A 4,044-nucleotide genomic window follows, 5' to 3' on the forward strand; every position below is an offset into this window, starting at 1 on the left:
ATATAGACCAAAATAAAGCATGGGGCAATAAACAAGCTAACAATGTACTGGCCGGTTTTAAATATTTTAATACCGTATTAAGTAACGCGCCTTATGTCGCCGGTGACGTATTTACGATGGCTGATATTACCTTATTTGCAGGTCTTGCTTTTGCTGATTTTGGTAAACTAACCGTGCCAAGTCAATACACACATTTACTTACATGGCGTGCAAAGATTCAAGACCGTCCAAGCCTTAAATAAAACTATATCGCGAGTTATTTAACCGCTTTAATGGCATTAACGACTCGCTCTCCTTTACTATTTTTTAACTAGGATTTACTTATGGGAATTTTTGATGACTTTAATCAAAGAGCCGTTGTTCATAGTGCCTCATTAGACTGGTTAGCCTCACCTATGCCGGGCGTTGAAAGAAGACCTCTAGATAGAGTGGGTGGCGAGGTGGCGAGAGCAACCTCTATAGTAAGATACGCAAAAGGCAGTAAATTTTCTCCTCATGTTCATACCGGCGGCGAAGAGTTTGTGGTACTTGACGGTGTATTTCAAGATGAAAGTGGAGATTTCCCTATCGGCTCGTATGTTCGAAATCCTCCAGAATCTAGTCATACGCCACGCTCTGATAACGGCTGTATTATTTTTGTAAAATTGTGGCAATTTCAACCTGAAGATAGAACGCATATTCGCCTACAGATCAATAAAATGTCAGCGATTCCTTCACAAACAGTTGGCGTATCTATTACCCCGTTATACAAAGACAAACATGAAGAAGTGTCAGTTTATTATTTTGAACCGAATACAAAAATGAGTTTATCGGTTCCTGAAGGTGCAGAGCTATTAATATTAGCTGGGGAATTACAAGCACAAAATGACTTACTGCAAAAGCATAGCTGGATGCGCTTACCTTTAGGCGAAACATTAACAGTAACAGCAAAAAGCAATGGTGCAAAAGTTTGGCTTAAAACAGGAAATTTATCTGATGTAAGCAACCAGATAAAACGGATTCAAGCGGCGAGTTGATTTTTTAACTAAAGAATAAACAGGGAGTAAATAAAGGCACATGCGATCCCTTTCGTTGAGTTTTACTCAAATTTTTTTATCGTTTAAATAAAGCATGTCATTAGAAAGTATATATCAAATAATTTCTAGCTAATGAATTTGTATCTCTTGATTGATCTTTCATATCTATATTCTGTAATGTCCAGTTTTCGTCCCTAAAAAGTCCTATTAAGCACTGTTTTATATCTTCATAAAATGGTCTTCTATTCGCTAACCGCGGATAGAAGACTGAGCTGAAACGCTTAATAGTTAGTACTATTTTGACCTGACATCCTCATTATTGCTATGGTCTGCTTAAGAGCGAACAAGATACTCTTGACTCTAACCAGTTAATGCTAGCTTGTACTGTGCCAGCTAACAGTAATGTGTGTGCAATAAATAAAAATGGAACTGAAATCTATGACCAATCCGTTAATTATTTCGATACTGAGATATTTAAGAGAGCAGAAAAGTTCTTGCTCGCTGCTTGATTTGGTGAAGCTTTGTGAACAGGACTTTCTTGCGCTTATTCTAACGGATGTCGCTCCTCAGATAGCCATTTTCCAAAAGAATTTTTTTGTTATGAATGCGCTTTATCAAATTCAACATGATATTCAAACAGAGGGCTTTTCACTGACAATTTTTCCTTTAGAAATCTGTCTGATGCCACATTGCGCTGGCGTTAAAAATTCCCTGACCACACGCGATAATGATCTGGCCCACTACTATTTAAACTGGTCCAATTTGAATAACATCACCATTGAAGAGGTTGAATCACTTTTTGCTGGTTTTTGGCAAAGATATCAGGCGGTAGATAAGGTTGGCGATGCTCTGACGACGTTAGGACTAAATCAAGGTGTGGATTGGTCTAAGATACGTCAGGCTTACCAAAAAAAAGTTTTCATTAATCACCCTGATAAAGGCGGCTGCGCAGATGACTTTATCAAAACCCGAGAAGCCTATGAAATTTTAAGGTTTTGTTATTATAAAACTTAACGCCAATTTTTTATTTATCTCTAATTCGTTAAGGGCTATATTAGGCGTTAGAAAATCACTCATTAAACGTTAAGTAAGTCTGACACAAAGTTCATATTTCACATCATGATTAAGACCAACTATGATAGATCACAGCTCTACTTTGCTACCAAAGCCAATAATCCTAGTCTGTTAATGTTTGAACATCTACATTTTGTGCTAAATTTGCATTAGTTTATCAACGTTAACAAGGGGTAATTTTCGTTCCTTACCTGCATCGGCTGAAATCTCAGCTTTTGTATCAAAAAGATTATTAAATTGAGCGTTACGGACACCCTATGGAATCAATCATGGTTAATAAGCTGTAATTCGGAGATGGTTTTATAAGTCATAGGTTTATCAATCTGGTGAGCAATAATATTTTGTGGAATATGGGGATGTAGTAAGTGTTCAAATTGCTCAACCTCATTAAATTGAGTATTTAGCCACCTATCTACTAATAGTGATTCTTGCGGTAGGATTAGCGGCATTGCTTTGCTGTGAATTTTCATCAGCTTTGGGTGTGGTGGCAAGGTGATAACCGAGCAGCTAAGTTTTATTTCACCTGTTGTTTGGTGCTTCCATTCACGGCATAAACCCCCAAGAATCAAGCCACCTGACTCTGCTGCCATATCGTAATAATGGATAGGTTTTTTATTCACAAATTCAGTTTCACCAAAACCTTTAACCGCAATAACACATCGTGAACTACGGTACGCTTGATAACCTGCACTTTTTGGGCTATTTAACTTATCATATCGTGTATTAAATGAAGTAAATTTAGACGGTTTAAAACCACTTACCGTTTGGTCTAACAATAACCACCAAGTAGCGTTTTCAACACGCCGTTGTTCACCTACATTCCTAACAATGGAAATGGTATCCGCCGCTTTTACACAACGGCTATCAATAGGGTTATCAATTACCTTGTTAATTTTTAAGCTGGTATATACTTTTTTAACACCCTTATCAAATGTCGTGTTGAACCGACCGCACATGTTTTCTATTCCTCATAAATTACACGTTATCTTGGCAACAAATTTTAGCTATATCTCGCCAGTTAGCAGTGAACTGCAAACTTAAGAAGTAACGCTTTGTTTACTATTTTTCCGTTTCAGCAGCTAATTTTAAAAAGCTTTGACATTTGAAAGCAGATAATATTTAGTACCTAAAAACACACTAAGTAACTTTGTTTTTTTCGCTCTATTGAGTTGGCGTATATATATTAATAAGAATCAGTTTAATCATCAAAGAGCGCCATAATATAACAAGCATCCAATCTGTTGTCACAAGATTAGAAGTGTCTGTTAACATCACAAAGACACCCTCCTCTAAATGCAAAACTACCTCAGAGCAGTCTATGCAGATACGATAGCTGAGATTTCAATAATTCACTTTTATAACTTGTCTGTATATATTAAAGGCATTAGCTATTGACTACTCTTTTGGTTAGCTATTAGTTATTCTTTAGGTCAACTAAGCGCTATTCATAAGTTGGATCTTAAGAAATAAAACAATTGAAAACATGCTCTAAATTTGATCTGATCGTAATCGCCAAACCACTACCTATCCCAAAAATAGAGCATGAATAAACACAATACTGAGTTAGACAAAATAACAAAAGTGCTTAATGATTTTAATATTAACGAAATAGGAAAATCCAGCCGGTTTCGTAGTCGTAACGAATAATAAAACCCTTTGAACTCCTGATGTCGTTAACAACCGCTTTAGGTGATAAATCAGTAAATACTATCGCTGATTTGCATCGTTATTTTGTGAAGTTAACAGAAACTGATGTCCAGTATAAGCCTTTTCACAATCAAATGAACAAACCGGAGTTTGCTCAGTTGATGAAATAATTGCTTGATGTGGCGTTAAGTGAATGGCAGCAACAGCTACTTGGCACAGATGTAAAGCTTGGTGATTTTAAGCGAATAATATGACAATACGGCAGCTCATGTGAGTTGGGATGTGCTTAAAGGTTATCCCGAAAACG

Annotated in this window: 4 protein-coding genes and 1 pseudogene; 4 read left to right on the plus strand and 1 reads right to left on the minus strand. The window is 36.6% G+C overall.

Annotation, left to right across the window (positions count from 1 at the left end):
* From ACJAT7_RS18325 to ACJAT7_RS18335, 3 genes are all read left to right on the plus strand, one after another.
* Positions 1-242, plus strand: a 242-nt coding sequence (locus ACJAT7_RS18325) for a glutathione S-transferase family protein (protein ID WP_415228237.1), incomplete at its 5' end; no start/stop codon positions are given.
* An 81-nt stretch (positions 243-323) separates the two neighbouring features.
* Positions 324-1,016 (plus strand): cupin domain-containing protein, encoded by a 693-nt coding sequence (locus ACJAT7_RS18330; RefSeq protein WP_415228238.1) that lies wholly within the window; start codon positions 324-326, stop codon positions 1,014-1,016.
* A gap of 438 nt (positions 1,017-1,454) precedes the next feature.
* Positions 1,455-2,030 carry a DNA-J related domain-containing protein gene (locus ACJAT7_RS18335; RefSeq protein WP_415228239.1) on the plus strand — a complete coding sequence of 192 codons (576 nt, stop codon included), beginning with the start codon at positions 1,455-1,457 and terminating at the stop codon, positions 2,028-2,030.
* Between the two features lie 323 nt (positions 2,031-2,353).
* Here ACJAT7_RS18335 and ACJAT7_RS18340 read toward each other — a convergent pair whose 3' ends face one another.
* Positions 2,354-3,046, minus strand: a complete 693-nt coding sequence (locus ACJAT7_RS18340; protein ID WP_415228240.1) for an SOS response-associated peptidase family protein — start codon at positions 3,044-3,046, stop codon at positions 2,354-2,356.
* Positions 3,047-3,632: 586 nt separating this feature from the next.
* Between ACJAT7_RS18340 and ACJAT7_RS18345 the strand changes: the two are divergent.
* Positions 3,633-4,044, plus strand: a pseudogene (locus ACJAT7_RS18345) (IS4 family transposase); the annotation flags it as partial.

Origin of the sequence: Psychromonas sp. (assembly GCF_047632995.1) — a bacterium.
Classification (GTDB): domain Bacteria; phylum Pseudomonadota; class Gammaproteobacteria; order Enterobacterales; family Psychromonadaceae; genus Psychromonas.

Bases quoted from the DNA above. Each gene is read 5' to 3' on its own strand.
- ACJAT7_RS18330 (WP_415228238.1), top strand. From the start codon at position 324: ATGGGAATTTTTGATGACTTTAATCAAAGAGCCGTTGTTCATAGTGCC.
- ACJAT7_RS18335 (WP_415228239.1), top strand. From the start codon at position 1,455: ATGACCAATCCGTTAATTATTTCGATACTGAGATATTTAAGAGAGCAG.
- ACJAT7_RS18340 (WP_415228240.1), bottom strand. From the start codon at position 3,046: ATGTGCGGTCGGTTCAACACGACATTTGATAAGGGTGTTAAAAAAGTA.